Annotated in this window: 18 protein-coding genes; 5 read left to right on the top strand and 13 right to left on the bottom strand. The window is 66.3% G+C overall.

Annotation, left to right across the window (positions count from 1 at the left end):
• Nucleotides 1–46 precede the first annotated feature (46 nt).
• Nucleotides 47–886 carry a uracil-DNA glycosylase gene (locus FQ775_RS02460; RefSeq protein WP_146299794.1) on the top strand — a complete coding sequence of 280 codons (840 nt, stop codon included), beginning with the start codon at nucleotides 47–49 and terminating at the stop codon, nucleotides 884–886.
• A gap of 47 nt (nucleotides 887–933) precedes the next feature.
• A complete protein-coding gene (locus tag FQ775_RS02455; RefSeq protein ID WP_146299793.1) occupies nucleotides 934–1,401 on the top strand; it encodes an MAPEG family protein in 468 nt (155 codons plus the stop codon).
• Nucleotides 1,402–1,404: 3 nt separating this feature from the next.
• Here the strand turns inward: FQ775_RS02455 and FQ775_RS02450 are convergent, their stop codons facing one another.
• Together FQ775_RS02450 and FQ775_RS02445 are read right to left on the bottom strand one after the other, a co-directional pair.
• The gene (locus FQ775_RS02450) at nucleotides 1,405–1,830 is read right to left on the bottom strand and encodes a PaaI family thioesterase (RefSeq protein WP_206064823.1); all 426 of its coding nucleotides are present in this window, start codon (nucleotides 1,828–1,830) and stop codon (nucleotides 1,405–1,407) included.
• A 68-nt stretch (nucleotides 1,831–1,898) separates the two neighbouring features.
• The gene (locus FQ775_RS02445; protein WP_146299791.1) at nucleotides 1,899–2,300 is read right to left on the bottom strand and encodes a hypothetical protein; all 402 of its coding nucleotides are present in this window, start codon (nucleotides 2,298–2,300) and stop codon (nucleotides 1,899–1,901) included.
• A 129-nt stretch (nucleotides 2,301–2,429) separates the two neighbouring features.
• Here FQ775_RS02445 and FQ775_RS02440 point away from each other — a divergent pair, with 129 nt between their 5' ends.
• A complete protein-coding gene (locus FQ775_RS02440; RefSeq protein ID WP_206064822.1) occupies nucleotides 2,430–3,266 on the top strand; it encodes a helix-turn-helix domain-containing protein in 837 nt (278 codons plus the stop codon).
• On the opposite strand, the gene FQ775_RS02435 is transcribed toward FQ775_RS02440, so the two are convergent.
• From FQ775_RS02435 to FQ775_RS02425, 3 genes are read right to left on the bottom strand one after another with little or no spacing between them, the layout of a single operon-like run.
• Complete coding sequence (locus FQ775_RS02435; RefSeq protein ID WP_246730250.1) at nucleotides 3,263–4,210, bottom strand: DMT family transporter; 948 nt, start codon at nucleotides 4,208–4,210, stop codon at nucleotides 3,263–3,265. The two genes, FQ775_RS02440 and FQ775_RS02435, sit on opposite strands and share 4 nt — an antisense overlap.
• Nucleotides 4,207–6,516, bottom strand: a complete 2,310-nt coding sequence (locus FQ775_RS02430) for a xanthine dehydrogenase family protein molybdopterin-binding subunit (RefSeq protein WP_146299788.1) — start codon at nucleotides 6,514–6,516, stop codon at nucleotides 4,207–4,209. The genes FQ775_RS02435 and FQ775_RS02430 overlap by 4 nt, the downstream gene beginning before the upstream one ends.
• A 1-nt stretch (nucleotide 6,517) precedes the next feature.
• The gene (locus FQ775_RS02425) at nucleotides 6,518–6,691 is read right to left on the bottom strand and encodes a hypothetical protein (protein WP_167812740.1); all 174 of its coding nucleotides are present in this window, start codon (nucleotides 6,689–6,691) and stop codon (nucleotides 6,518–6,520) included.
• Between FQ775_RS02425 and pepN the strand changes: the two genes are divergently transcribed.
• On the top strand, nucleotides 6,678–9,323 hold the full coding sequence (gene pepN / locus FQ775_RS02420; protein WP_146299787.1) for an aminopeptidase N: 2,646 nt from the start codon (nucleotides 6,678–6,680) through the stop codon (nucleotides 9,321–9,323). The two genes, FQ775_RS02425 and pepN, sit on opposite strands and share 14 nt — an antisense overlap.
• 144 nt (nucleotides 9,324–9,467) lie before the next feature.
• Complete coding sequence (locus tag FQ775_RS02415; protein ID WP_146299786.1) at nucleotides 9,468–11,789, top strand: PAS domain-containing sensor histidine kinase; 2,322 nt, start codon at nucleotides 9,468–9,470, stop codon at nucleotides 11,787–11,789.
• 66 nt (nucleotides 11,790–11,855) lie between these two features.
• On the opposite strand, the gene FQ775_RS02410 is transcribed toward FQ775_RS02415, so the two are convergent.
• The 8 genes from FQ775_RS02410 to FQ775_RS02375 form a co-directional block, all read right to left on the bottom strand.
• A complete protein-coding gene (locus tag FQ775_RS02410; protein ID WP_146299785.1) occupies nucleotides 11,856–12,320 on the bottom strand; it encodes an EF-hand domain-containing protein in 465 nt (154 codons plus the stop codon).
• 63 nt (nucleotides 12,321–12,383) lie between these two features.
• Nucleotides 12,384–15,341: a bifunctional [glutamine synthetase] adenylyltransferase/[glutamine synthetase]-adenylyl-L-tyrosine phosphorylase gene (locus FQ775_RS02405; RefSeq protein ID WP_146299784.1), complete on the bottom strand. Its 2,958-nt coding sequence runs from the start codon at nucleotides 15,339–15,341 to the stop codon at nucleotides 12,384–12,386.
• Nucleotides 15,338–16,762, bottom strand: coding sequence for a sensor histidine kinase (locus FQ775_RS02400; RefSeq protein ID WP_246730249.1), 1,425 nt, complete (start codon nucleotides 16,760–16,762; stop codon nucleotides 15,338–15,340). Before FQ775_RS02400 ends, FQ775_RS02405 begins: the two co-directional genes overlap by 4 nt.
• A 22-nt stretch (nucleotides 16,763–16,784) precedes the next feature.
• Nucleotides 16,785–17,459, bottom strand: a complete 675-nt coding sequence (locus tag FQ775_RS02395; protein ID WP_146299782.1) for a response regulator transcription factor — start codon at nucleotides 17,457–17,459, stop codon at nucleotides 16,785–16,787.
• Between the two features lie 239 nt (nucleotides 17,460–17,698).
• Nucleotides 17,699–19,219 carry a Do family serine endopeptidase gene (locus FQ775_RS02390; protein ID WP_146299781.1) on the bottom strand — a complete coding sequence of 507 codons (1,521 nt, stop codon included), beginning with the start codon at nucleotides 19,217–19,219 and terminating at the stop codon, nucleotides 17,699–17,701.
• Between the two features lie 116 nt (nucleotides 19,220–19,335).
• On the bottom strand, nucleotides 19,336–20,571 hold the full coding sequence (locus tag FQ775_RS02385; RefSeq protein WP_146299780.1) for a bifunctional alpha/beta hydrolase/OsmC family protein: 1,236 nt from the start codon (nucleotides 20,569–20,571) through the stop codon (nucleotides 19,336–19,338).
• Nucleotides 20,572–20,610: 39 nt separating this feature from the next.
• Nucleotides 20,611–21,084 carry a cytochrome c-type biogenesis protein gene (locus FQ775_RS02380; protein ID WP_432420041.1) on the bottom strand — a complete coding sequence of 158 codons (474 nt, stop codon included), beginning with the start codon at nucleotides 21,082–21,084 and terminating at the stop codon, nucleotides 20,611–20,613.
• The gene (locus tag FQ775_RS02375) at nucleotides 21,081–23,066 is read right to left on the bottom strand and encodes a heme lyase CcmF/NrfE family subunit (RefSeq protein ID WP_146299779.1); all 1,986 of its coding nucleotides are present in this window, start codon (nucleotides 23,064–23,066) and stop codon (nucleotides 21,081–21,083) included. Before FQ775_RS02375 ends, FQ775_RS02380 begins: the two co-directional genes overlap by 4 nt.
• Nucleotides 23,067–23,068 lie beyond the last annotated feature (2 nt).

Here is a 23,068-nt window from a genome sequence, read left to right as displayed (position 1 = left end):
GCAGCCGTGCTCGGATGCTAGAGAGGACCGGGAAACGGAACCTGACGTGAACGGACTGCGCGAACTCCTGCTGTTTTATGCCGAGGCCGGCGCCGACGAGGCGCTGGAGGAGGCTCCTGTCGACCGGTTCGCCGACAGCCGGCTGGCGAAGGCCGCGCCGGCTCCTCCGCAGGCGCAAGCGCTCCAACGGCCCGCGCCCGCGATGCGACACGATCCGCCGACGCAGGCGCCCTCCCCGCCGGCGGCGGCTCCGGCCGTGCAAGCCAGCGTGCCCGACGACGCGCAGGCCGAGCGGGCACGCGAACTGGCGCGCAGCGCGGCCAGCCTCGACGAATTGCGCGACATCCTCGCCGGGTTCGATGGCTGCAACCTCAAATTCACCGCCAAGAACCTGGTGTTCGCCGACGGCAACCCCGAGGCGGACGTCATGTTCGTGGGCGAGGCGCCGGGGCGCGACGAGGATTTGCAGGGCCTGCCCTTCGTCGGACGCTCGGGCAAGCTGCTCGACCGCATGCTGGCGGCGATCGGGCTCGACCGGACCACAGCCTATATCGCCAACGTGATCCCGTGGCGTCCGCCCGGCAACCGCACGCCGACGCCGCTGGAAACCGAAATCTGCCGGCCTTTCATCGAGCGCCAGATCGAACTTGCGGCGCCCAAGGTGCTGGTAACTCTGGGCGGGCCGTCGGCCAAGGTGCTGCTGAACACACAGGAAGGGGTATTGCGGCTGCGCGGCAACTGGAAGGTCCACCGTACGGCCGGGGGAATCGATATTCCGGCGATGCCGACGCTGCACCCGGCCTATCTGCTCCGCAACCCTGCCCACAAGAGGTTGGCCTGGCGCGATTTTCTGGTGTTGAAGCAGAAACTGCGCGCCGTGGATTAGACACACCGCGACTGGGGCGAATCACGCCGCCGCGAGAGGGGGGAACCATGGAAATCATCTCGCTTTCGAATCCTGTCTTCGCGGTCTATGCCATCGCGGCCAGCCTGATGATCCTCAAGGTCGTCGCCATGTCATGGCTGACGGTCGCCCGCATGATGCAGGAGAATGCCGGACTGCGGGCGCCCGAGGATTTGAAGCCGACGCGGCTCAACCCGAAACCCGACCCGTCGCAGCTCTTGCCCAATGAGCGTGTGGAACGCGTGCGGCGCATCCAGGCTAACGATCTTGAGAACGTGCCGTTCTTTCTCGCCGCCGGCTTCCTCTACACGCTGACGGCGCCGCCGCTATGGCTGGCGCAGTTGCTGTTCTACGGCTACGCGATCACGCGGTTCGCGCATTTCGCCGCCTATTTCACCGGCCAGATCCACGATATTCGCGCCGCGCTGTGGACGCCGGGCTCGCTGATCATCATCTTCATGAGCCTGCGCGTGCTGCTGGCCGCCTTCGGCATCTGAGCCTCAGGTTCCGCCGCGCGCGGAAAAGATGCGGCTGACGACGAGCCCCTTGGCGACCATCGTTCCCGCATCGTCACGGACCACAACGTCGGAAACGGTCTGGCTGCGGCCGCGCTGCACGATGACCGCCTCGGCGGTGAGGTCGCAGCCCTTTGCCGGCGCCAGATATGCGATCGAGAGCGACGCCGTCGCGCCTCCGGTCGCGGTGCCGTCGATGCCCGACCCGGACGCGGCGGCCCCGGCAATATCGATCAGTGTCGCAATCACACCGCCATGGACGATATCGGCGAGCGTCACGTTGCCCACGCTGAAGGGGAGCGCGAAGACGACGCGATCCTTCGCTGCCTCGGCGACGCGGATGCCGAGATGTTTGGCGACCGGCGAGCCGGCGAGTACGGTTTCGATCCACTGCCGGGCGGCGGGCTCCATGGCGGCTTTCCCTTGTGATTTCGTCATCGGCCGGCGCCAAGCGCCGGCCTGTCTCACGATAGTCCGGTTCAGGCCGCGCGGGCAGTCGTGGCGGAACGCAGGCCGGCAAGCTGCAGCACCGCGAAGGCGGCAACTGCAATGGCCTGGGCGGCCACGAAGGCAATGCCAAGCAGATTGGGCTCGACCATGCCGGTCACGAGTATGGCGAAGCTCGCCGCGACCCAGAGCGCGTTGAGCGCAATGATGTCGATCAGCACCAGACGCGCTGCGTCCTGCCTCCGCGCGGTGGCAATCAGCATGCCGACAAAGGGGAACAAAACGATGCCGGCCCAGAACAGGAGCGGCTGCGGCAGGGCAAGGAATGGCGCCAGAAGGCCAGCACCGGCGGCCATCAGCACGGCGGCGGCGCCGCTCACGGCGGCATCGAGGTAGAGGGCGTTGCGCAGGAAGGGAGTGATGGCGACGGTCATCTCGGGTCTCCTTTGTTTCTCGAAGTCGCCGCGAACCGGCGAGTGACGGAACAATGACCTCGCAAGGCAGGGCTGGCGATTACGCGGCAGGTAATGGGAAAGCGCGCCGGGCTCGGCTATCAAACCGGCATGAGCACAAACCACACCCCTTCCCCTGCCACGCCGAGCGCCGGCGCCCTGATCCGCGAATGGCGAACGCGCCGTCGCATGAGCCAACTCGACCTCGCGCTCGAAGCCGAGATTTCGCAGCGTCATTTGAGTTTCGTGGAAAGTGGCCGCTCGACGCCGTCGCGCGACATGGTGCTGCATCTTGCCGAACAGCTCGAAGTGCCGCTGCGCGAGCGCAACCGCATCCTGCTCGCCGCCGGCTATGCGCCGGGCTTCGCCGAACGGCCGCTCGACGACCCGTCGATGGGCGCGGTCATGGCCGCGGTCGAAAAGGTGCTGGCCGGTCACGAGCCCAATCCGGCGCTCGCCGTCGACCGGCACTGGAACCTGATCAAGGGCAACCGGGCCATGGCGCCGTTCCTCGACGGGATCGCCAACCCTGCCCTGCTGGAGTCTCCGGTCAACGTCCTTCGCCTCAGCCTGCACCCGGAGGGCCTGGCGCCACGCATCGTCAACCTGATCGAATGGCGCGACCATCTGGTCGAACGACTTCATCGGCTGAACCAGGCCGTCGCCGAGCCGGCGCTTTACGAGCTTGAGCAGGAACTGCGCGCCTATCCGATGCCAAAACGCGTGCGCCCGGCCTCCGCGCACGACTATTCGGCAATCGCGGTGCCGTTGCGGTTGCGGTTCGGCGAGACGGAGCTCTCCTTCATCACAACCATCACCGTGTTCGGCACCCCGCTCGACGTGACGGTTTCGGAGATCGCCGTGGAGACCTTCTTCCCGGCCGACGAGCGAACCGCGGCAATCGTGCGCACGATGGCGGATGGCGGCACCGCCGGACGGCCGTCTTAACCTTGCGTCGGCGTGACCTTGCGGGCCGCGCCGCGCGGCAAGCCGAGCCGATGCTCGCGCCAGATGATGAACAGCCCGGCCAAAACGACGATGGCACCGCCAACGATCGTGTGGGGGGTCGGCACTTCGCTGAAGATGAAAAAACCGATCGCGATCGCCAGGATCATCGAGGTGTATTCGAACGGCGCGATGGTCGACATATCCGCGTGGCGATAGCTCTCCGTCATCAGTATCTGGCCGACGCCACCGCACAGCCCCGCCATGACCAGGAACGTCGCCTGCGCGGCATCGAGCGCGGCCCACCCGAAAGGAATGGTCAAAAGCCCCATCGCCGTCGAAGTGATCGAAAACCAGAAGACGATCGTCGGCGAGCGCTCGGTGAGCACCAGACGCCTGACGAGCAGCATGGCGACGGCCGAGACCGCCGCGCCGGCAAGCACGGCGATGACGCCGAGTGCCTCGTCGCGGCCAAGCGAGGAGCCCGACGTCAGAACGGTGAGCTTGGGCCAGGAAACGATGGTGACGCCGACAAGCCCGATCAGCACCGCGGTCCAGCGGAAGATGCGCACCTTCTCGCCCAGGAACAGCGCGCTGAACACCACCACGATCAACGGTTGCGCATAGTTGATGGCGACCCATTCCGGCAGCGGCAACCGCGTCAGTGCGAAAAAGCCGAGGCCCATCGCGGTGACGCCGACGAGGCCGCGCGCGATGTGCCCGGCAGGCCGGCTGGTGCGGAAGGCGACGGCGAGTTCACGCCGAAACGCCATCACGGCGACGACCGGGATGATAGCGAAGAGCGAACGGAAGAAGACGATCTGCCCGGGCGGCACATCGCCCGAGGCCTTGATGAAGGTCGACATGGCAACGAAGGCGCAGACCGACGTTACCTTCAGCGTGATCCCGGTGAGTGGCCTGCGGGCGCCATCGGCGTCGCCGGTCACTTCGCCCTGGCGGTTTCGATCGCCTCCCAGATGCGCGCCGGCGTCGCGGGCATCTCGATATGGCGAATGCCATAGGCCCGGTAGAGCGCATCGGTGACGGCGTTCATGACCGCAGGGGTGGCGCCGATGGTGCCGGCCTCTCCCGCACCCTTGATGCCGAGGGCATTGGTGGTCGACGGCACGTTGCGCGTCTCGAAGGAGAAGGACGGGAAGTCGTCGGCACGCGGCATGGCGTAGTCCATGAAGCTCGCCGTGATCAGTTGGCCGTCCTCGCCGTAGACGGTGTCCTCGGTCAGTGCCTGGCCGGCACCCTGTACCACGCCGCCATGAACCTGGCCGGCAAGCAGTACCGGGTTCACCGTGGCACCGAAATCGTCGACGATCGTATATTTGACGATCTCGACCCGACCGGTTTCGGGATCGATCTCGACCTCACAGATATGGGTGCCGTTCGGATAGGTCGCCTCGTCCTGGACGAACTCGCCCATGCCCTTCAGGTCGTCCGGCTGCTTCGCCGCCCTGGCGATCGCGGCAAAGTCCATCGAGCGGTCGGTACCCACGATGCGGGCTGAGCCCTCGACCAGTTCGATGTCGGCCGGCGCGGCCTCGAGTTCATCGGCAGCGATCTTCCTGATCTTGGCGGCAAGGTCCTCGCCGGCGCGCGCGGCCGACACGCCGCCGAGCGGGATCGAACGCGAACCGCCGGTGCCGCCGCCGTTGTCGAGGCGGTCTGTGTCGCCTTGGTGCACCTTGATCTTCTCGATGGGCAGATCGAGCTTTTCGGCGACGAACTGGGCGTAGGCCGTCGCATGGCCCTGCCCGTTGGACTGGGTTCCGATCAGGAGCAGCACCGAGCCGTCGCCCTGAAGCTCGACATGAGCGGGCTCCGAGCCGGCGAAGGCGCAGGCCTCGATATAGGTCGCCATCCCGATGCCGCGCAGCTTGCCGTTGCGGCCCGATTCTGTGGCGCGCTCCATGAAGCCGGCCCAGCCGGCGCGCTCCATGGCCTGTTCCATATGGCCCGCGAATTCGCCGACGTCATAAAGTCGGCCGGTCTGGGTGCGATAGGGAAACTGGTCGGGCGGGATGAAGTTGCGGCGGCGGATCTCGTCGGGCGTCAGGCCCATCTCGCGAGCGCATTCGTCGACCAGCTTTTCGAGCAGGAACGCTGCCTCCGGCCGGCCGGCGCCACGATAGGCATCGACAGGACAGGTATTGGTGTAGACCCCGATGATCTGCACGTCGAGCGCCTGGATGTCGTAGACGCCGGTCGACATCGTCGCACCGATGAAGGGAATGAACGGGCCGTATTGGGAGAGATAGGCGCCGAGATTGGCAACGTTCTTCACACGCAGCCCGAGGAAGCGACCTTCGTCGTCCATCGCCATCTCGGCCTCGACGAGATTGTCACGGCCCTGGGCGTCGGTCAGGAAATGCTCGCCGCGGTCGCCGGTCCACTTGACCGGCCGGCCCAGCCGCTTCGCCGCATCGAGCACCAGCGGGTATTCGCGATAGACGAAGGTCTTGGGGCCGAAGCCGCCACCGACGTCCGGCGTCACCACGCGCAGCTTGTCCGAGGTCAGGCCGAAGACCTGTTCGGCGATGATCTTGCGCATCGAGTGAACGCCTTGCGAGCCCACGGTCAGCACGAAGCGATCCTCGTCGGCGCGCCATTCGCCGATCGCGGCGCGCGGCTCCATGTAGTTGCAGACGAGACGGTTGTTGTGGAAGGCGATCCTGGCGAAGCGGCTCGCCTTCGAAAATGCCTCATCGGCCTTTGCCTGGTCGCCGAGGCGGTATTCGAAGGCGCGGTTGGAGCCCGCCTCCGGCCAGACCAGCGGGGCGCCTTCGTCGAGCGCGCCGGCGGTAGCCGCGACAGCCTCGGCATCGTCGAACTCGACCTCGATCATCTCGGCCGCATCCTGCGCCAGGGCACGGCTGTCGGCGACGACGAATGCGATGGCATCGCCGACATAACGGACATGGTCGCGGCACAGGATCGGGATGTCGCGCGTTGGCGCCCGGCTGCCGTCCGGCTGCCGCTGCATGGCGGGCGACTTGAGGTCGTTCAGGTGGCCGAGATCGGCACCGGTGAGCACGAGATGAACGCCCGGCGCGGTTTTCGCCGCCTCCGCAGACGTGATCTTGAAGGTCGCATTGGCCATCGGCGAGCGCAGGACGTAACCGTGCAGGAGGCTCTCTGGGGAGATGTCGTCGGTGTACCGGCCCTTGCCTGTGATGAAATCGGCGTCCTCGACGCGCAGCACAGAGGCGCCCATTCCGAATTTCGGCGTCAACACCGTCATGTCAAATTCCGATCATTGATTTGGAGGCGTCTGGCAGGATAAGCCACGCTTCAGTGTTGTCGAGCCTGCCTGTCGTGTAAAGAGCAGCATCGGCAATTTGTTGTGCCACGCGTTTGCCTTTGGCGGCCGCGACGGCGCGCCGCAGGCAAAGAGGTCGCAGGATGCGTTCGGACACCGGCCAGGTCTTCAAGCTCGAGGACTACCGCCCCAGCGATTTCCGCATCCCCGCGACTGAGCTGACCTTCGACCTCGCCCCTGAGCGGACGCTGGTGACGGCCGAACTGACCATCGAACGCCAGCCCGGCGTGGCGGCAAAGACGCCGCTGGTGCTCGACGGCGATGGGCTGACGCTGGTGTCGCTGGCGATCGACGGCGAAGCGGCCGGCGCGGCGAGTTTTCGTGCAACCCCGGACAGCCTGACGCTGCGGTCGCTGCCGGCCGCCAGGAGCTTCCGGTTGACCATCGTCACCGAGATCGCCCCGGCGGAGAACGCCGCGCTCATGGGGCTATATCTGTCGAACAGTGTTTACTGCACCCAGTGCGAGGCGGAAGGGTTTCGCCGCATCACCTATTTCCTCGACCGGCCGGACGTGCTGTCGGTCTACACGGTGCGCATCGAGGCCGACCTGAAAACGGCGCCGCTGCTCCTGTCCAACGGCAACCCCGGCGAGACCGGCGAATTGAACGGCGGACGCCATTTCGCCGTCTGGCACGACCCGTTTCCGAAGCCCTCCTACCTTTTCGCGCTGGTGGCGGGCGACCTCGCGACGGTCAGCGACAGCTTCGAGACCATGGAAGGCCGCAAGGTCGCGCTCGGCATCCATGTCGAGCATGGCAAGCAGGATCGCACGACCTACGCAATGGATGCGCTGAAGCGCTCGATGAAGTGGGACGAGGAACGCTTCGGCCGTGCCTACGACCTGGACGTGTTCAACATCGTCGCCGTGTCCGACTTCAACATGGGCGCGATGGAGAACAAGGGCCTCAACATCTTCAACGACAAATATGTGCTGGCCGATCCGGAGACGGCGACGGACACCGACTTCGCCAATATCGAGGCGATCATCGCGCACGAATATTTCCACAACTGGACCGGCAACCGCATCACCTGCCGCGACTGGTTCCAGCTCTGCCTGAAGGAAGGGCTGACGGTCTACCGCGACCAAGAATTCACCGCTGACCAGCGCTCGCGCGCGGTCGAGCGCATCGGCGACGTGCGCACGCTCAAGGGACACCAGTTTCCAGAGGATCAGGGCCCATTGGCCCATCCCGTGCGGCCGCGCCGCTATCGCGAGATCAACAACTTCTACACCGCAACCGTCTACGAAAAGGGCGCCGAGGTGGTGCGCATGATCCAAGCGCTGCTCGGTCCGGACCTCTTCCGCGCCGGCATGGACCTCTATTTCGAGCGCCATGATGGCGAGGCGGCGACGGTGGAGGAATTCGTCAAGGTGTTTGAGGACGCCGCCGGGCGCGACCTTTCCCAGTTCTTCCTCTGGTACCAGCAGGCAGGCACGCCCAACGTCACCGCCAAGGCGCGCTATGATGAGGGCGCGCGCGTGCTTGCCATCGATATCGAACAGTCGATCCCGCCGACACCGGGCGAAAGCCGCAAGAAGGTGATGCACATCCCGCTCGCCTTCGGGCTGGTGGGGCCGGACGGATCCGACATGGACTGGAAGGCCGTCGATGGCGCGAGCGTCGAAAACGGCGTCATCCATCTGCGCAAGCGCAAGCACGCGCTGCGCTTTTCCGGTGTCTCGGAACGGCCGCGATTGTCGTTGAACCGCGGCTTTTCGGCACCGGTCACGCTGTCGGTCGAGGAAAACCGCGCCGACCGCATCTTTCTTGCCCGCCATGACGGCGACCTGTTCTGCCGCTGGCAGGCGCTCAACACGCTGATGGTCGAGGTGCTGATCGCCGCCGCCAATCTCTGCCGCGACGGGCGGCCGCCCGACTTTCCCGCCGACCTCGTGGCGCTCTGCGGCGACATCGCCGCCGACGAGAGCCTCGAACCGGCGTTCCGGGCGCTGGCGCTCACGCTGCCGGCCGAAGCCGACATCGCGCGCGAGATGGGCAGCAATATCGATCCCGACGCCATTCTCGCGGCGCGTACGCTGCTGGCGGAGGCCATTGGCAGTGCGCATGCGCAGGCGTTCGCCGCGCTCTATGGCGCGCTCGACAGCAAGGCGCCGTTTACACCGGATTCGGGAAGTGCCGGGAGACGTGCACTCAGGAACATCATACTCGATTATCTGGCCGTAAGCAGCGGCGAGGCCAGCCTCGCCGCCCGGCAATATGCGGACGCATCGAACATGACCGACCGCGCCGCCGCACTCACGGTGCTGGCGACCAGGCATGGCGAGAGTACGGACAAGGCCGAGGCCTTCGCCGATTTCGAGCGTCGCTACCGGACCGACGCGCTGGTGCTCGACAAATGGTTCCAGATCCAGGCGGCGGCGCCAGGACCGGCCGCCGTCGAGACCGTGCGTGCGCTCGGCGAACATCCCGCCTTCTCGCTCACCAACCCGAACCGGCTGCGTGCGCTGGTCGGTACTTTCTCGACCGCCAACCAGACCGGCTTCCACAGGGCGGACGGCGAAGGTTATCGCTTCTTCGCCGAGATTGTGCTTCAGGTAGAGAAGAAGAACCCGCAAGTGGCTGCAAGGCTGGCCACCGCGCTCCGGTCGTGGCGTTCGCTCGAACCCGGCCGTAAGGCTCTGGCACGCGAGGTCCTGTTACGGATGTCCTCGGCGGAGAACCTCTCGGCCGACCTGCGCGACATCGTCGACCGCACGCTCGCCTGACCGGCCCGAGCGCAAAAAGCCAGAAATTTGCGATTTTGACGCCCCTGCCACTGGACAAGGCGAATCGCGTTTGATTCTTTAATAGCGATTCGGACGTGCGGCGTAGCCGGATCATTTCGGGGACATGCAAGAGGCTTGATGCCGATGGCAAAGGCGGACGCGCGCGGCGCGCCCGAGGCGGACATTTTTGCGCGGCGTGCGGGGCGCCGCGGCCCGCTGCGCGGCCTTGCCGGCAATGCCCGCATCATCGCCGCCCCCGCCTATGAGCGGCTGATCGCCGCCGAACCCTATCTGCGCCGCTCCATCCCGGCGCTCATCATCATCTTCCTGATCGTGGTCGCGGCGGCGCGCACCATGTCGCTGCTGGCCTGGCGTGACGATGTCGAGCGCTCGGCGCGCATGACCCTCGGCCTCGGCGCCGCGCAGATCGCCAGCGCCATGAAGGCGGCCGACCATGCCCCGCAGCCACATGCCAGCCAGGCCTTCCTGGAGGGCGTGTCGCCGCTCGTTCCGATGCGCTACCGACACGCGCTGGTCATCACCGACCCGGCTTTCAACATCGTCGCCTCGACGCCGGCCATGTTCGCCTGGAGCGGCCAGTCGCTGGAGGAGCTGGTGATCGGCGGCCAGCCGCTGTTTCTGTTCGGCGAGCGCGCCGGCGTGATGCCGGTGACCATCGACGGCAAGGAATGGCTGGCAGCCATCAGCCTCCTCGGCGCCAATGAGGGCGCGGCGGCAGCTCTGATCTCCCGCGACGCGGTGCTGGCCGAATGGCGCCGCACGGTCTCGCTCAACGTGACGCTTTTCGTCATCACCTCGGGCGTGCTGATCATCGTGCTTTACGCCTATTTCAGCCAGGCGGCGCGGGCGCAGGCGGCGGACCGCATCTATCACGAGGCACATCAGCGTATCGACCTGGCGCTGGTGCGCGGACGCTGCGGACTGTGGGACTGGGACATGGGCCGCGGCAAGATGTACTGGTCCCGCTCCATGTACGACATGCTGGGCTACGAGCCCTGCGAGGACATGCTGTCCTTCGGCGACGTGGCAGCGATCATCCATCCCGAAGACGGCGACCTGTTCGGGCTCGCCAACCAGATCGTGGCGCGCGAGATCGACCAGGTCGACCAGGTGTTCCGGATGCGCCACGCAGAAGGCCACTGGGTGTGGATGCGGGCGCGCGCCCAGGTCATCGACCCCGACGCCTCGGATGTGCACCTGATCGGCATCGCGGTCGACGTGACCGAACAGCACAACCTGGCGCGCCAGTCGGAAGAAGCCGACCTGAGGCTGCGCACCGCCATCGAAAGCATCTCCGAGTCCTTTGTGCTCTGGGACATGGAAGACCGGCTGGTGATGTGCAACACCAAGTTCCAGGAGCAGATGGGGCTCGCCGCCTCGCAGACCGAGCCGGGCGTCAGCCGCAACACGCTCGAGGCGAGCATGAATGGCTACGCCTTCGAGCGAAAGCTGGCGAGCGCGCAGGGGCGCAGCGGCGGCGCCACCTTCGAGCGCCAGCTCGCCGACGGCCGCTGGCTGCAGGTTAATCAGTTGCGCACCAAGGACGGCGGCACGGTTTCGGTCGGCGCGGATATCACGCAGCTCAAGCAGCATCAGGAAAAGCTGGTCGAGAGCGAACGCCGGCTGATGGCGACCATCCACGACCTCAGCCTGGCGCGCCGCGCCGAGGAGGAGCGCGCACGCGAGCTCGTTGAACTCAACCGCAAATATATGCGCGAGACCGAGCGCGCCGAGGCGGCGAACCGGGCCAAGTCGGAGTTCCTGGCCAACATGTCGCATGAGCTGAGAACGCCGCTCAACGCCATCATCGGCTTTTCGGAGCTGATGCAGTCGAGCCTGTTCGGGCCCCTCGGCTCGGAACGCTACGACGAATACACTCGCGACATCCACGCCAGCGGCACCTACCTGCTCGGCGTCATCAACGACATCCTCGACATGTCGAAGATCGAAGCCGGCCAGTTCTCGCTGCAGCGCGAGGAGATCGAGCTCACGCCACTGATGGGCGAGGCAATCCGGGTGATTTCGGTGCAGGCCGGGGAAAAGTCGATCGCCGTCGAAACCAAGATCGCGGAGAATGCGCGCATCCAGGCCGACCGAAGGGCGATCAAGCAGATCGCGCTCAACCTTTTGTCGAACGCGGTCAAGTTCACCGGCGAAGGCGGCAAGATCGTCGTGCACGCCAAGAAGGCCGGCGGCGCGCTGGTGCTGTCGATCGAGGACAATGGCTGCGGCATCCCGAAAGATGCGCTGAACAAGCTCGGCCGGCCGTTCGAACAGGTCGAGAACCAGTTCTCCAAGAGCCACAGCGGATCGGGACTGGGTCTGGCGATCTCACGATCGCTCACCGAAATGCACGGCGGTACGCTGAAGATCAAGTCGACCGAAGGTCACGGAACGATCGTGTCGGTGCGCATACCAGTGCGCGACATGCAGATGGCGGCCTGACGGCCGTTCGGGGCGGGGGCCTCGACGACCGGGAGCGGGGCTCCCGGGCATCTTTTTGCCTTGCGATCAGTGTCGGCGGTCGCGGCGATGATGGCCCTTGCCGTGGCGGCGCGGCATCTCGGAACGGTCGATCACGCCGTCGTCGTTGCGATCGAGAAGGGCGAACATCTTGCGTTGCCGGTTCTCGATCTCGCCGGGGGTCAGCGCACCGTCGCCATCGACATCGAAGCGCCTGACCAGTCGCCGGGCCGCCCGCTCGGCACGCATGCGCACGATCTCGTCGGCGATTTCGCCCACCGTCATCTGACCGTCACCGTCTGCATCGGCATTGGCGAGGCGGGCATCGATGGTGGTGGCGTACTCCTCGAAGGTCAGGTCGCCGCTGTTGTCGGCGTCGGCTTTTTCAAGGCGCATACCGTGATGCCCCTTGCCGCCATGGCGCATGTCGTCCGCCCGGGCGGTGGCGGTGAGGCCGCCGATCATGCCGGCCAGAGCCAGGAAGGTCAGGGCTGTCTTCATCTTCGTCTGCATGGTCTGGTGCTCCTTTGCATCGTCACCCCCGATGCGAACGAAACCGGCCGGGCATCCCATCGCTCAGCCATGTTTCGCACGAAACAGCGCTTCGAAATGTTTCCGCACGCGCTGTGACGTCTCTTCGATATGGGCTTCCAGCACCTTGAGGTCCGGAAGGTCGGTGTTGCGCAACAACAGGTCGGCCAGCCCGGGCGGCATGTCGTCGCGATCGACCGGGCCGGTCAGGCATAGGCGCGTGACCTGTGTCAGGTTCATGAACAACCGGTAGGCCGAGAGCAGTTCGTCCCTGACGCCCGGCTCGCAATAGTTCGGCGAAAGCCGCGCCAGCACCTCCGCGGTCGCAGTCGAGCGCTCGCCATCGAGGCCGTCGACCAGCACCGCCGCCTGGGCGATGAACTCGAGGTCGATCAGCCCGCCCGGAATGAGCTTCAGGTCCCAGACGTCGCGCGGCGGTTTTTCGTCCTCGATCAGTTGCCGCATTTCGGTGGCGTCGCCGAGCACTTTCTTGCGGTCGTGCGGCAGCGTCAGCACGTCATCGACCTCCGCCGTGACAACGCCGGCGAAGTCGTCGTCGCCGGCGACGACACGGGCCCGGGTCAGCGCCATCTGCTCCCAGGTCCACGCGTCGCTGCGCTGATATTTCCGGAAGGCATCGATATGGGTGGCGACCGGCCCCTTGTTGCCGGAGGGGCGCAGCCTGAGGTCGAGTTCGTAGAGCACGCCCTCGGCCGTCGGCGCCGACACGGCAGCGATCAGGCGCTGGGTCAGGCGCGCGAAATAGAGCGACGCCGCAAGCGGCTTGTCGCCGTCGGATTCCTCCGCGTCCTCGTCATGATCATAAAGCAGGATCAGGTCGATGTCGGAGCCGGCAGTGAGTTCCCGGCTGCCGAGCTTGCCCATGCCGAGGATGGCGATGCGGCCGCCCGGAACGCGGCCGTGACGAACGGCAAACTCGCCGGCGACGGCTTCGAGCGCCGCCCCGACCGTCAGATCGGCGAGGTCGGAAAAGGCCTTGCCGGCGCGGGTCGCGTCGATGGCGCCGGTGAGAAGCCGCATACCGATCAGGAACTTCTGCTCGGCCGTGAAGATGCGCAGCCGGTCCAGCGTTTCCTCGTAGGCCGTGGCGCCTTGCAGGAAGGTCTCCAGCCGTGCCGACAGATAGGCCTTGTTGGGAAGCTCCGACATCAGGGCCGGGTCGAGCAGCCCGTCGAAGACATGCGGGCGCCGGGTGATGATGGCGGCGAGCCGCGGCGCCGCACCCATGACCGTTGCCAAAAGCCGCAGCAGGCCGGGATTGGACTGCAGCAGCGAGAACAGCTGGATGCCGGCCGGCAGTCCTGAAAGAAACTCGTCGAAGCGCAGGATCGCCTCGTCGGCACGTCGCGTGCTGCCGAAGGCCTGCAACAGCGCCGGCGTCAGTTCGGTCAGCCGCTCGCGTGCCTCGGCCGACTGGGTGGCGCGATAGCGACCGAAATGCCAAGTGCGGATCACGCGGCACATGTCGCTCGGGCGCTCGAAGCCGAGTTCGCTCAAGGTGGAAAGCGTGTCCGGGTCGTCGACATCGCCGGTGAAGACCAGGTTGCCGATGCCCGAGGAAAGCTGTGGCGCGCTTTCGAACAGCGCCGCATAGTGGGTTTCGACCTCCTTCAGCGCGGCGCGGAAATCGACCGAGAAGTCTTCCGCCGAGCCATAGCCACGGAGCCGCGCGACGCGTTCCAGCCCCTCGTCATCCTCGGGCAAGGTATGGGTCTGCTCGTCGGCGATCATCTGGATCGCGTGTTCGACATCGCGCAGGAACCAGTAGCGCGCGGAAAGCGCGCCGCGCGCCTCCTCCGATATCCAGCCGCGCCCGGCGAGTTGGCCCAGCATCGGCACCGTCTCGCGCCCGCGCAACTCGGGAAAGCGCCCGCCGGCGATCAGCTGCTGGGTCTGGACGAAGAACTCGATCTCGCGAATGCCGCCGCGGCCGAGCTTGACGTTGTGGCCGCGAACCGCGACCTCGCCATGGCCCTTGTGGGCGTGAATCTGGCGCTTGATCGAGTGGACGTCGGCAATCGCGGCGTAGTCCATGTATTTGCGCCAGACATAGGGTGTCAGTTCCTTCAGGAAGCGCGTGGCCGCCGGGCGGTCGCCAGCCACGGGCCGCGCCTTGATCATAGCGGCGCGCTCCCAGTTCTGGCCACGGCTCTCATAGTAGTTGAGCGCCGCCTCGACCGGGATCGCCAGCGGCGTTGATCCGGGATCGGGACGCAGCCGCAGATCGGTCCGGAAGACATAGCCATGCTCCGTGCGGTCCTGCAGGATGCGCACCAGGCGACGCACGAGACGGGCGAAGAGGTCGGTCGATTCGAGCGGGTCGACCACGGCGGGCGCCTCGGGGTCGAAGAAGACGATCAGATCGATGTCGGAGGAGTAGTTGAGCTCGTGAGCGCCGAGCTTGCCCATGCCGAGAACGATCAGCCCGCTCTCCTTCTCCGGGTCGCCGGGATCGGCGAGGGAAAGCTTGCCGCGCTGGTGCCCCTCGCGCAGCAGGAAACAGACTGCGGCGCTGATCGCCGCATCGGCGAGCCGGCTCAGGCGTCCGACAGTGGTGCGGGTATCACTGACGCCGGCGAGATCGGCAAGAGCGATGAGGAAATGCGCCTCGGCCTTCAGCCGCCGCAGCCGCTCCATGAGCACGGCTTCGGTGACCTCGTCGCCGACCGCGGCATTCGCGGTCTCTTCGATCAACGTATCGATGCGCGTTTCGACGTCGGCGTCGAAAAGGCGCTCGATAATCGCCGGGGCGCGTCGCGCAACGTCGCGCAGATAGGGCGACAGGCTGAAGACGGTGCCGAGAAAGGCAGTACCATCGCCGCCACCGCGCAGCATGGCCTCAAGACGTTCCAGACCGTCCTCAGCCGCGCAGTCGGCAAGGGCCTCGATCGCCTCGGAGGCCTCGTCCTCGGAGAGCGGAACAAGGCAGCGCACGGGGCCGCCGAACCAGTCCCGTTTGCCCTTCTCAGCGTGCAGGCTCATCGTGCAGCCTCCCGCACCGGAAATATCATCGCAACCTCCAGCCCCGGCCCGGCATCGGCCAGTTCCAGTCGGCCGCGGTGGAAGGTCATGACCGCCTTGGCCAGACTCAGGCCGAGCCCTGAGCCCGGTTGCGACCGGCTGGCCTCAAGGCGGACGAAGCGCTCTGTGGCGCGGCGGTGGTCTTCCGCCGGGATGCCCGGTCCGTTGTCTGAAACCGCCACACGCACTTCTCCCCCGCTCTTTTCAAGCGTTACCAAAACACGCGGCTTTTCCGCGTGGCCGGAGGAGTATTTGATTGCGTTGTCGACGATGTTTGACAAGGCCTGCGCCAGCAGTTCGCGGTTGCCGGTGATCTTGGTCGCGCCCGACATGCGCGTTTCGAGCGCCACACCCGCCTCCTCCGCAACCGGTTCGTAAAGTTCGGCGACGTCGCCGATGATCTCCGCAAGATCGGTCGCGGCGAGCGATTCGGCGGAGTAGCCGGCCTCTAGGCGCGAGATCATCAAAATGGCATTGAACGTACGGATAAGCTGATCGGATTCGGCGATCGTCGCTTCCAGCGCGGTGCGCAGTTCGGCCGGCTTCTTGCGCCCGGCAAGCGCGGTTTCGGCGCGGCTGCGCAGGCGCGCGAGCGGCGTCTTGAGGTCGTGCGCGATGTTGTCGGAGACCTGCTTCAGCCCCTCGTTGAGGGCGGCGATCCGCGTCAGCATGGCATTGAGATTTTCCGACAGCCGGTCGAACTCGTCGCCGGCGCCGCTGACCGGCAAACGGCCCGAGAGGTCGCCGCCCATGATGCGGCGGCTGGCGACGGAGATGCTGTCGATACGGCGCAGCGCGGCGCGACCGACGAAATACCAGATCAGGAATGCGCCGAGTCCCATGATCAGCAGGGTGAGAATCAGCGCCCGCTGCACGACGTCACGGAAGCGCTCCGGCTCGCGCAGATCGCGGCCAACGAGCAGGATCATGCCGTTGGGCAGCCGCAAGACGAGCGCCATCGCTGTATGGTGCAGGTCGCCGTCGGCCTCCGCACCAGCACCGTTGTCGGCCGGCGGGCGCACCAGCCCGGGTTCGCCATAGCGCTTGTAGGCGAAGGGCCGGAGCGTCCAGCCCTCGATTTCGAGAATGCCCGGCTGCAGGCTTTCGACATTGCCGGCCAGGATGCGGCCGTTGGGATCGGCGATCAGGTAGAGATTGGCGCCCGGCTGACGGGCGCGCTGTTCCATCACACGCACCAGACGCGGCAGGCCGCCGCGCTCATAGGCGCGGCCGAGGCCGTGCATCTCCTCCTGGATGGTCTCGCGGGTCTGCGCGGCGATGATGCGCGACGAGATCGAGGTCATGTAGACGACAAGCACCACCGCGCAGGCGCCGAAAAGCAGAAGGTAGAGCGCCGACAGACGCGCGGCGGTCGTCTTCATGATCGCCGGCAATTTCATACGCTCAGCCGGCCTTCAGCATGTAGCCGGCGCCGCGGATCGTGTGGAGCAGCGGCTTGTCAAAGCCCTTCTCGATCTTGCCGCGCAGGCGCGACACGTGAACGTCGATCACATTGGTCTGCGGGTCGAAATGATAGTCCCAGACGTTCTCCAGCAGCATGGTGCGCGTCACCACCTGGCCGGCGTGGCGCATGAGGTACTCGAGCAGGCGGAACTCGCGCGGCTGCAACCCGATCTCGCGGCCGGCGCGCCGGACGGTGTGGGAGAGCCGGTCAAGCTCGAGGTCGCCGGCGCGGTAGACGGTCTCGACATCGCTGGTGCCGGCGCGGCGGTTCAGCACCTCTATGCGGGCCAGAAGCTCGGAGAAGGCGAAGGGCTTGGTGAGGTAGTCGTCACCACCCGCCCGCAGCCCGGTCACCCGGTCGTCGACCTCGCCGAGGGCGGACAGGATGAGAACCGGCGTACGCGTGCCACGCGCGCGCAGGCCGGCGATCACGGAAAGGCCGTCGCGACGCGGCAGCATGCGGTCGACGATCAGCACGTCGTATTCACCGCCATCGGCAAGGGTGAAGCCGGTTTCGCCGTCGCCGGCGACGTGGGCGGTGTGGCCGGCCTCCGTCAGCGCCTTTTCGAGGTAGTCGGCAGCCTCGCGGTCGTCTTCGATGAGCAGAATCTTCATGCCGGCCTTATACGACAAATCGGGCGCGGACGCCGCTACGCTGGTCGCTTGCATGGCTCGATCCCTGCCGGTGCGGCGGCGGGAGATGGGATGCCGCCGCCGCTGGACCGGAAACGTGAGCTACGAGGAACTGCTTCCGGACCGTGCTCCGCCGTCACGCGGAACGGGGGTGCCGGGAACCGCGGGAGGCAGAAGGTAAGCCGACGCCGGCGACAGGCCGGCGCCGGCAGTGGCGTTTGCTAGCCGCGCGCGACCGGCAAGGCGACGAAGCGGTTGGTGTCGTCGCGCTGGAGCTGGAACAGAACCGCCTTGCGGCCGGCCCTGGAGGCCTCGGCAACCGCCGCTTCCACGGCTGCGGCACTGTCGACCGGGCTGGAATTGACCGCCACGATGATATCGCCGGTGCGAATGCCGCGATCGGCGGCGTCGCTGCCCGGATCGACGTCGGTCACGACGACACCGTTGCCGTCTCCGGACGCCGCCACGGTCAAGCCGAAATCATCGAGCAGCGCACCATCATCCGTGTCCGGCGTTTCGGCGCGTGCCATCTTCTCGACGCCGGGCATTTCGGTGAGCTTCACCGTCAGCTTCTCGGTGGCACCGTTGCGCCACACGGTCACTTCGGTCGACGTGCCAGGAGCCATGCCGCCGATCAGGCGGGCGAGCGCACGCGGCGAATCGATCTGGGTGCCGTCGACATCGACGATCACGTCGCCGGCCTTGATGCCGGCGGCGAGCGCCGGGCTGTCGGCCTGCGGCTCGGTGACGAGCGCGCCCTTCTGTTCGGCAAGGCCGAGCGATTCGGCGATGTCCGGGGTGACCGGCTGGATCTGAACGCCGAGCCAGCCGCGCTCCACATTGCCGTCCTCGATCAGATCAGTGATGACCTCCTTGGCGATCGACGCCGGAATGGCGAAGGCAATGCCGACATTGCCCCCCGAGGGCGAGAAGATCGCGGTGTTGATGCCGACCACCTCGCCATTGAGGTTGAAGGCTGGGCCGCCGGAATTGCCGCGGTTCACGGCCGCGTCGATCTGGATGAAATCGTCATAGGGGCCGGCGCCGATGTCGCGGCCGCGCGCCGAGACGATGCCGGCCGTCACCGTGCCGCCGAGGCCGAACGGATTGCCGACCGCGACCACCCAGTCGCCGACACGGACCTTGGCATCGTCGGCGAAGTCGACATAGGTGAACTTGCGCGCCTCCTCGACCTTCATCACGGCAAGGTCGGTGCGCGGGTCGGAACCGATCAGCGTGGCGTCGAGCTCGGTGCCGTCATCCATCAGCACGGTGAACTCCGAGCCGCCGTCGATGACGTGGTTGTTGGTGACCAGATAGCCATCCTCGCTGATGAAGAAGCCGGAACCCTGCGACACCGGACGCGCCCTGCCGTGCCGCTCGGGCCGGCCGCCAGGGCCGCCAAAGCGGTCGCCGCGGAATTCGCGGAAGAAGCGCTTCAGGGGATGATCGTCGGGAAGATCCTCGAAGCCGGGACCGTTGAAGAAGAAGCCGGGACCGCGGTCGTTGGCCGGCTGCATCTTGGCCTTGACGCGCACGCTGACAACGGCCGGCGACACGCGCTCGACGATGTCGGCGAAGCCGGGCGCCTGCGGACCGTCGACACGCACCGGCTCGGCAAGCACGGGAAGCGACCCGGACGTGACGGCGCCGAAGCCGATTGCCGAAGCGATCGCGACGGAGGCCGCCGCGGCCATCCATTTCCTGCGTTTGCCGGAATTTGCGGAATGGGGTGAAGTCATTGCATTCATATCCTTTTCAGATCGGGATGCAGGTTGAAGCAGTCTCGACCCGACAGGTAGTTATGCCGACATTACCGCGCCATTTCCGCAACATGAAACTTTCGTAATGTTGACGCTCAATCGGCGCTGCGCACGACCGTCGCCACCTTCGCGTGGGCTTCGAGCGTGCGGTGCACCGGGCATTTGTTGGCGATCTCCTCGATCTTGTCCGCCAGTTCCGCCGGCACCTCGCCGTCGATGGTGATGATGCGCTCGAAGCGATCGATCTTACCCTTGCTTCCGCGTTCCTCGTCGCTGCATTCCTCGCAGTCGCGGGCATGGACCTTGGCGTGCGAGACGTCGACGCTGACGCGGCCGAGATCGAGCTTCTTGAACTCGGCGTAGATGCGCAGCGTCATGGACGTGCAGGCGCCGAGCGCGATCGACAGGAAATCATAGGGCGAGGGACCGGTGTCGAGGCCGCCAACGCTTTCCGGCTCGTCGGCGAAAAGTCGGTGCCGGCCGGCCTGGACGGCGTTCTGGAACTTGCCCTCGCCGGTTTCCATGATGCGCACATGCTCGACGTTTTCGGTCCCTTGCGGCGTGTCCTTGCGGACATAGCGCCCAACCCAGCCGGCGATCACCTGCGCGGCATATTGCGCATCGTCGGGGTTGGTGAGGAGATGATCCGCCTTGTCGAGCGAGACGAAGCTCTTCGGATGCTTGGCGGCCATGAAGATCGCCGTCGCGTTCTCGATGCCGACGACGGCATCGAGCGGCGAATGCAGGATCAGGAGCGGCTTCTTCATCTTGCCGATCGCATCGGCGAGATGGGTCGAGCGGACGTCGTCGACAAAACCCTTGCCGATCCTGAAGCTGCGGCCGGCGAGCGTGACCTCCGCTTCGCCCTCCCTTTCGATGGCGGAGAGGCTGGCGCCGAAATTCTTGAGCACATGGCCTGTGTCGGCCGGCGCGCCGATCGTCACCACCGCCCTCGCCTCGGGAATGTCCTTGGCTGCGGCCAGCACGGCCGCACCGCCGAGCGAATGGCCGACCAGAAGCGCCGGCGCCTCATAGCGGTCGCGCAGATAGGCCGCGGCCGAGACGAGGTCGCCGACATTGGAGGTGAAGTCGGTCGAGGCGAATTCGCCGTCGCTCGAGCCCAATCCGGTGAAATCGAAGCGCAGCACGGCGATGCCGGCGCGCGCCAGTTCCGCCGCGATGCGCCGCGCAGCGATCAGGTCCTTGGAGCAGGTGAAGCAATGGGCAAAGAGTGCCCAGGCGCGGGTCGGGCCGTTGGGAAGGTCGAGGCGGGCGGCGAGCCTGGCGCCGGAATGGCCTTCGAAGTCGACGCGGAGGATACCCTCGTTCATGGCCTTCCGTCTCCCTTGTTCGGACCGCCCGACAGCGTATCAGTTCGTTTCGCCGGGCTCCCGCAAAATCTGATCGAGTCTTTGGCGTTCGTCCTCGGTCAACGGCGTTGAAGCGCGTCGCCGACGCCGCGCCCCCAGAACGACGAATGCGCCGCCGGCACCGAGAAGCAGAACCGGCGTCGCCCAGAGCAGCGCGTTGCGGACGCTGAAACGTGGCCGCAACAGCACGAACTCGCCATAGCGCGAGACGACGAAGTCGATGACCTCGGCATCGCTGTCGCCGGCCAGCAGGCGTTCGCGCACCAGGACACGCAGGTCGCGCGCCAGTTCGGCGTCGGAATCGTCGATCGACTGGTTCTGGCAGACAAGGCAGCGCAGCCGCGCCGAGAGCCCGCGTGCGCGCTCCTCGAGCGCGGGATCGTCGAGGATTTCATCCGGCTGCACGGCCAGCGCTGAACTAGCAGGCACGCAGGCCAGCAGCAGGACCAGAAGGAGCTTGCGCAGCGTCGTCACGATACCGCCGCCGCGGCGGGTTGCGCAGCACGCCGGCGCGCCGGCGCGCCCACCCGCAGCCGTCTGTCGAGAAGCGAAAGCGTGCCGCCGGCCATCATCACCAGCGCGCCGAGCCAGATCAGCGTGACAAGCGGTTTCCACCAGATACGCACCACAATGCCACCGTCATTGGTCGCGTCGCCGAGCGAGACATAAACCTGGCTCAGGCCGCGTGTTTCGATGCCGGCTTCGGTGGTCGGCATCTGCCGGGCGGTATAGAGCCGCTTCGACGAGATGATCTCGGCCAGCAAGCGACCCTCGCGGTCATGTAACGCGAAAACGCCCTGGTCCTCGGTGTAGTTAGGGCCCTGATAGGGCCGCAAACCATCGAAATGCAGTTCGTAATCGGCGACGGCGACGCTCTCGCCCGGTTTCATCGTCAGGATGTGCTCGGTCTCGAAGGCGGTCACGGCGACGATGCCGAGCGTCGTCAGCCCGAGGCCGAGATGCGCCAGCGAGGTGCCGAAGGCCGAGCGCGGCAGTCCGGCAAGGCGCCGCCAGGCGGTGGCGAAGGAGACCGTGCCGAGGCCGGCGCGGTAGACAAGGTCGGTGAGTGCACCGAACACCAGCCAGGCCGCAAGTCCGATGCCAAGCGCGGCGAGTGCCGATGCCCTGTCGACGAAGACGAGCGCCACGATCCCGGCCAGCGCCGCCAGCGCGAAGGCGGCAGCCAGGCGCTGCGCGGCGGCGAAGAGGTCGCCGCGCTTCCAGGCGAGCATCGGCCCGAACGGAACAGCGACCAGAAGCAGCGCGAAGAGCGGCCCGAAGGTCAGGTTGAAAAACGGCGCGCCGACCGAGATCTTCTCGCCCGAAAGCGCCTCCACCAGTAGCGGGTAGAGCGTGCCGACCAACACCGTCGCGGTCGCCGTGCTGAGGAAGAGATTGTTCAATACCAGCGCCCCTTCGCGCGAGACGGGATGGAACAGCCCGCCCGGCGCGAGCGCCTGCGCCCGCCAGGCAAACAGCACCAGCGAGCCTCCGATGAAGAGCGTCAGGATCGCCAGGATGAAGACGCCCCGGCTCGGGTCGGTGGCGAAGGCGTGGACGGAGGTAAGGACCCCGGAGCGGACCAGGAAGGTGCCGAGCAGCGACAGCGAGAAGGTCAGGATGGCCAAGAGGATGGTCCAGATCTTCAGCGCCGAGCGCTTTTCCATGACGATTGCCGAGTGAAGCAGCGCTGTACCGGCGAGCCAGGGCATGAAGGAGGCGTTCTCGACCGGATCCCAGAACCAGAAGCCGCCCCAGCCGAGCTCGTAATAGGCCCAGAAGGAGCCCATCGCGATGCCACCGGTCAGGAAACACCAGGCAACCAGCGTCCACGGCCTGACCCAGCGCGCCCAAGCCGCGTCGATGCGGCCCTCGATCAGGGCGGCGACGGCGAAGGAAAAGCAGATCGAGAAACCGACATAACCGAGATAGAGCAGCGGCGGATGAATCGCCAGGCCGACATCCTGGAGCACAGGGTTGAGATCGCGGCCCTCGACCGGCGCCGGATTGAGGCGCGCGAACGGGTTCGATGTGACGATGATGAACAGGAAAAAGGCGGCGCCGACGAGTCCCTGGACGGACAACACCGTCGCCTTCAGCGTTGCCGGCAGGTTGCGGCCGAAGGCGGCCACCAGCGCGCCGAAGAAGGTCAGGATCACCACCCACAAAAGCATCGAGCCCTCGTGGTTGCCCCAGGTGCCGGTCAGCTTGAACAGAAGCGGCTTTTGCGAATGCGAATTCTCGAAGACGTTGGCGACCGAAAAGTCGGAGCCGAGATAGGCGGCGGTCAGCGCGGCAAAGGAAAGTGCCGTCAGCGCGAAGCCGGTGATCGCGACCGGCCCGCCGACCGCCATCAGCCGCTCGTCGCCGGCGCGTGCGCCGACCAGCGGCAGCGCCGCCTGCACGAGCGCCAGCACGAAAGCCAGTACGAGGGCAAAATGTCCGGTCTCGACCATGC

It is taken from the genome of Nitratireductor mangrovi, assembly GCF_007922615.2.
GTDB classification, from domain to species: Bacteria; Pseudomonadota; Alphaproteobacteria; order Rhizobiales; family Rhizobiaceae; genus Mangrovimarina; species Mangrovimarina mangrovi.
This window is presented reverse-complemented; position numbering and strand designations above follow the sequence as displayed.

Bases quoted from the DNA above. Each gene is read 5' to 3' on its own strand.
- FQ775_RS02410 (WP_146299785.1), bottom strand. From the start codon at position 12,320: ATGCAGACGAAGATGAAGACAGCCCTGACCTTCCTGGCTCTGGCCGGC.
- FQ775_RS02405 (WP_146299784.1), bottom strand. From the start codon at position 15,341: ATGAGCCTGCACGCTGAGAAGGGCAAACGGGACTGGTTCGGCGGCCCC.
- pepN (WP_146299787.1), top strand. From the start codon at position 6,678: ATGCGTTCGGACACCGGCCAGGTCTTCAAGCTCGAGGACTACCGCCCC.
- FQ775_RS02415 (WP_146299786.1), top strand. From the start codon at position 9,468: ATGGCAAAGGCGGACGCGCGCGGCGCGCCCGAGGCGGACATTTTTGCG.
- FQ775_RS02445 (WP_146299791.1), bottom strand. From the start codon at position 2,300: ATGACCGTCGCCATCACTCCCTTCCTGCGCAACGCCCTCTACCTCGAT.
- FQ775_RS02430 (WP_146299788.1), bottom strand. From the start codon at position 6,516: ATGACGGTGTTGACGCCGAAATTCGGAATGGGCGCCTCTGTGCTGCGC.
- FQ775_RS02375 (WP_146299779.1), bottom strand. From the start codon at position 23,066: ATGGTCGAGACCGGACATTTTGCCCTCGTACTGGCTTTCGTGCTGGCG.
- FQ775_RS02400 (WP_246730249.1), bottom strand. From the start codon at position 16,762: ATGAAGACGACCGCCGCGCGTCTGTCGGCGCTCTACCTTCTGCTTTTC.
- FQ775_RS02450 (WP_206064823.1), bottom strand. From the start codon at position 1,830: ATGGAGCCCGCCGCCCGGCAGTGGATCGAAACCGTACTCGCCGGCTCG.
- FQ775_RS02385 (WP_146299780.1), bottom strand. From the start codon at position 20,571: ATGAACGAGGGTATCCTCCGCGTCGACTTCGAAGGCCATTCCGGCGCC.
- FQ775_RS02390 (WP_146299781.1), bottom strand. From the start codon at position 19,219: ATGACTTCACCCCATTCCGCAAATTCCGGCAAACGCAGGAAATGGATG.
- FQ775_RS02455 (WP_146299793.1), top strand. From the start codon at position 934: ATGGAAATCATCTCGCTTTCGAATCCTGTCTTCGCGGTCTATGCCATC.
- FQ775_RS02395 (WP_146299782.1), bottom strand. From the start codon at position 17,459: ATGAAGATTCTGCTCATCGAAGACGACCGCGAGGCTGCCGACTACCTC.
- FQ775_RS02440 (WP_206064822.1), top strand. From the start codon at position 2,430: ATGAGCACAAACCACACCCCTTCCCCTGCCACGCCGAGCGCCGGCGCC.